Annotated in this window: 4 protein-coding genes; all 4 read left to right on the forward strand. The window is 59.8% G+C overall.

From position 1 onward, the window contains the following. Positions 1 to 365: FGGY-family carbohydrate kinase (locus AAFP05_RS01455; RefSeq protein ID WP_341728073.1), on the forward strand; the 365-nt coding region annotated here is incomplete at its 5' end. Positions 366 to 490: 125 nt separating this feature from the next. Then, positions 491 to 1612, forward strand: coding sequence for a multiple monosaccharide ABC transporter substrate-binding protein (gene chvE, locus AAFP05_RS01460; RefSeq protein WP_341728074.1), 1122 nt, complete (start codon positions 491 to 493; stop codon positions 1610 to 1612). A 25-nt stretch (positions 1613 to 1637) separates the two neighbouring features. Then, a complete protein-coding gene (locus tag AAFP05_RS01465) occupies positions 1638 to 3191 on the forward strand; it encodes a sugar ABC transporter ATP-binding protein (RefSeq protein WP_341728075.1) in 1554 nt (517 codons plus the stop codon). Next, positions 3188 to 4357: a multiple monosaccharide ABC transporter permease gene (gene mmsB / locus AAFP05_RS01470; RefSeq protein WP_341728076.1), complete on the forward strand. Its 1170-nt coding sequence runs from the start codon at positions 3188 to 3190 to the stop codon at positions 4355 to 4357. The genes AAFP05_RS01465 and mmsB overlap by 4 nt, the downstream gene beginning before the upstream one ends. Positions 4358 to 4498: the final 141 nt, after the last annotated feature.

Raw genomic sequence — 4498 nt, forward strand, 5'->3', positions numbered from 1 at the left:
TGTCGGTTCCCGACGCGGGTGGCCTGGTCCTGACCCCCTATTTCGAGGGAGAACGCACCCCGAACCTGCCCGAGGCTTCCGCATCCCTCACCGGAATGACACTGGCCAACTCGGATCCCGCGCACGTCGCGCGGGCCTCGGTGGAGGGCCTGCTCACCTTGATGCGTGGCGCTCTCGATGCCGTCCGTGCCACCGGAGTACCGATCGACCGCGTCCTACTCGTCGGTGGCGGCGCTCAACTGGCCGCGGTACAACAGTTGGCAGCCGTCATCCTCGGCGTACCAGTCGACATCCCCGAACCCGGCGAATACGTCGCCCTCGGCGCCGCAAAACAAGCAACCCAAGTACTGGGCGCTCTCGGCTGATGCGGGCTTTCCCGAGAGCGGCAAGAGCCACGCTCGCGTAGTGATCAGGGCGCTCTGCCCTGTGAGGTGCACACAACCAGACCGTGCATTGGCGTGCGGTCTGTCCAAGAATGGAGGAAACAACCATGTACAACATCTTGAAGAAAGTCGGCTTGACGCTGGCTGCGGCATCGATCGTACTGAGCGGTGCCGCTTGCTCGGCCACTCGCGGCGGTGAAGATGCCAGCAGTGGATCAGCAGGAGGCGACACTCTGATCGGTGTTTCGATGCCGACGAAGTCGCTGGAGCGCTGGAATCGCGACGGCCAACACCTGGAAGAGCTTCTCAAATCTGATGGCTTTGGCGTCTCGCTGCAGTATGCCGACAATAAGGTCGAACAGCAGATCTCCCAGATCGAGAACATCATCAATGACGGCCCAGAGGTGCTGGTCGTCGCGCCAATCGATGGTTCCGCGCTGGGTCCCGTGCTCGCGCAGGCCAAGCAGGCCGGCATTTCCGTGATCGCATACGACCGCCTGATCCTCGATACCGCCGACATCGACTATTACGCGACGTTCGACAACTACCAGGTGGGCCAGCTTCAAGGGAAGTACATCGAGCAGACGCTCGGACTGGCCGACGGCAAAGGCCCATTCAATTTCGAGCCATTCTCCGGATCGCCCGATGACAATAATGCCCGCTTCTTCTTCGAAGGCGCCTGGGACGTACTGCAACCATACGTCCAAAGCGGCCAGCTGGTAGTGCCCTCGGGCAAGGCTCCGGCGAGCGTCGACAACTGGCAGTCGATCGGTATTCAGGCCTGGGCAGCCACAGCAGCTCAGTCGGAGATGGAAACGCGCTTGAACTCGTTCTACCAGGACAAGAGTGTTGACGCCGTCCTTGCTCCCAATGACGCGCTGGCGCTCGGTATCGCCCAGGCACTGGAGTCGGCGGGTTACACCTCGGATAACTGGCCGGTGCTGACCGGACAGGACGCCGATCAGGCGAATGTCGAGAACATCCTTGGTGGAAAGCAATCGATGACTGTGTGGAAGGACACTCGGAAACTCAGCGACCAGGTGGCGCGCATGGTTTCTCAGATAGTCAATGGCGAGACGGTCGAGGTTAACGACACAACCAGCTACGACAATGGCAAGGTCGTCGTCCCCTCGTATCTGCTGACTCCGATTGTCATCACCAAGGACAACGTGCAGTCCGAACTCGTTGACTCCGGCTTCTACTCGCCTTCCGATTTGGGTCTCAGCTAGTTCGCGGCAGACAAGAGATGGATGAATGATGCAGACCAATGAAGTGATTCTGCGAATGTCGAATATCGTCAAGGAGTTTTCCGGCGTGCGAGCGTTGGATGATGTGACGATGGAAGTGCGCCGAGGTGAGGTGCATGCGATCTGCGGCGAAAATGGCGCAGGTAAATCAACCCTGATGAATGTCCTGTCCGGGGTCTACCCGCACGGCAGCTACGACGGCCAGATTGAGCTCGATGGGGCTGCGTGCCAATTCCGATCAATTCGTGATTCGGAGCACGCGGGCGTTGTCATCATCCATCAGGAGTTGGCGCTGTCTCCGTTCCTCTCCGTTGCTGAGAACATTTTTCTTGGCAACGAGAGGGGAAATGCGGGGCTGGTCGATTGGCATGCAACCAAGGTCCAGGCACGAGCACTGCTAAACAAAGTTGGCCTTGAGGTCGACCCCAACACCAGGGTCGTCGATCTGGGTGTCGGACAGCAGCAGCTTGTCGAGATCGCCAAGGCTTTGTCCAAGGAGGTAAAGCTCCTCATTCTGGACGAACCCACCGCTGCTTTGAATGACGATGATTCAGAGCATCTCCTGGGATTGATGCGCCAATTGCGCGTCGAGGGCGTAACCATGATCATCATTTCCCACAAGCTGGGCGAGATCCGGGAGATCGCGGATTCGACAACCATCATCCGGGACGGTCGTACGGTCGGATTCTTCGACATGCATCGGCCCGGTGGCGTGACGGAAGACGAGATCATCTCGCTGATGGTCGGCCGGGAGCTATCGAGTCGCTTCCCGGTGCACACTTCGAAGATCGGCGATCCGATCCTTGAGATCAGGGACTGGAGCGCGTACCACCCGATCGATACGTCACGCAAAGTGGTGGACGGAGCCAACTTGACGCTGCGCCGCGGCGAGATCGTGGGGTTGGCCGGGCTGATGGGCGCGGGACGCACCGAGCTTGCGATGAGCGTGTTCGGGCACGAGTACGGAGTGGATATCAGCGGCGAGGTTCTCAAGGACGGCGCCGTCGCGGACACCTCCACAGTCCCGAAGGCGATTGATATGGGATTGGCGTATGTGCCAGAGGATCGGAAGAGCGCAGGGCTGAACCTGATCCAGGACATCAGGAAGAACATTTCTATCGCCGCGCTGGACAAGCTGATCGCCCATTGCGTGATCCAATCTCGCAGAGAAGCCGGTGTTGTCGAAGAATTCGTTCGGAAGCTGCGTATCAAGGCCTCCGGAATAGATGCGATCGCTTCTTCGCTGTCGGGCGGCAATCAGCAGAAGGTGGTTCTCTCCAAGTGGATCTACACAGATCCGGAGATCCTCATCCTCGACGAACCGACGCGAGGTATCGACGTCGGCGCAAAGTACGAGATCTATCAGATTATTCAACAACTCGCCGACGAGGGAAAAGCAATCTTGATGATCTCGTCGGAACTGCCGGAGATCCTCGGTATTTGCGACCGAATCTACACGATGAGTCAAGGGCGCATCACCGGTGAAGTGCCTGGATCTGAGGCTACTCAGGAATCGCTAATGAAGCTCATGACCAAAGAACGTACGAAGGAAATGCGATGAGCAAAAACTCGAAGCGGCTGCAAGGCGGCCTGAGGCAATATGGGATTCTTGGTGCCTTACTCATCATCGTGGTCCTGTTCTACTTCCTCACCGGCGGAAAACTGCTGGCGCCGAACAACGTCGCCAGCCTGATTCAGCAAAACGCCTACGTGATGGTGCTCACCATCGGCATGACGATGGTCATCATCGCCCGGCACATCGACTTGTCAGTGGGCTCAGTCGTGGCGTTCGTCGGCGGCGTGGTCGGATTGCTGATGTACAGCGCGCAGTTGCCGTGGCCGCTGGCCTGCCTGGCGGGCCTACTACTGGGCGCCTTGATCGGCTGCTGGCAGGGGTTCTGGGTGGCCTATGTCGGGGTGCCTGCCTTTATCGTCACACTGGGTGGCATGCTGCTTTTTCGCGGGCTTGCTATCGTGCTCGTGGAGCGCACCGTGTCGGGGCTTCCCGCCGGATTCGTCGCGATTACCAATGGATCCCTTCCGAACTTCCTCGGGTACGTCGGCTATATGGATGTCGTGAGCCTGGTCGTCGGTGCGCTTGCGATCGTGGGCGTGGTCTGGTCGGCATTGCGATCCCGGCATGCCGACATCCGCGAGGGGGCAGCCGTTGAACCGTGGACCTCATTCGTCGTCAAGAACGCGATCATTGGTGTGGCCATTGCCTTCTTGTCCTATCTGCTGGCGATGTCCTCAGGCGGAATGCCGATTATTCTGATCATCATAGGGGTGCTCGTGGTCGTCTATTCCTTCGTCATGGATAAAACCAAATTCGGCCGGCACATCTACGCGGTCGGAGGAAACCTTCGTGCTGCCCAACTTTCGGGCATCAATACTCGCAGGGTTGACTTCCTGGTGTTCGTCAACATGGGGGTCCTGGCGGCGCTGGCGGGGATTGTAACAACCTCACGAGCGGGTGCAGCGGTAGCCACAGCCGGCAACGCCTACGAACTCGATGCGATTGCTGCGGCATTCATCGGCGGCACCGCGGTCTCCGGCGGCGTCGGCCGGATCGGCGGCGCCATCATCGGCGCCCTCATCATGGGTGTGTTGAATATGGGCCTGTCGATTCTGTCGGTGGACTCGGCTTGGCAGCAGGCGATCAAGGGTTTGGTGGTTGTCTTGGCGGTCGCCGTTGACCTCATCACGTCGAAGCGAAACGCTCGCTGACGAGCACCTCTAGCGTCTACGGTCGGGGGGGGGGGGGGGGGGGGGGCCCACCCCCCCCCCCCCCCGCGGGGGGGGGGGTGTGGGGGCGGGGGGGGCTAAGCGCACAGATAAAACAAAATGGCGGGGGCCGGGGGCGGGGGG

Source organism: Brooklawnia sp., from assembly GCF_032229645.1.
Taxonomy (GTDB): Bacteria; Actinomycetota; Actinomycetes; order Propionibacteriales; family Propionibacteriaceae; genus Brooklawnia.

Coding starts and splice junctions, on each gene's coding strand:
- chvE (WP_341728074.1), top strand. CDS start 491: ATGTACAACATCTTGAAGAAAGTCGGCTTGACGCTGGCTGCGGCATCG.
- AAFP05_RS01465 (WP_341728075.1), top strand. CDS start 1,638: ATGATGCAGACCAATGAAGTGATTCTGCGAATGTCGAATATCGTCAAG.
- mmsB (WP_341728076.1), top strand. CDS start 3,188: ATGAGCAAAAACTCGAAGCGGCTGCAAGGCGGCCTGAGGCAATATGGG.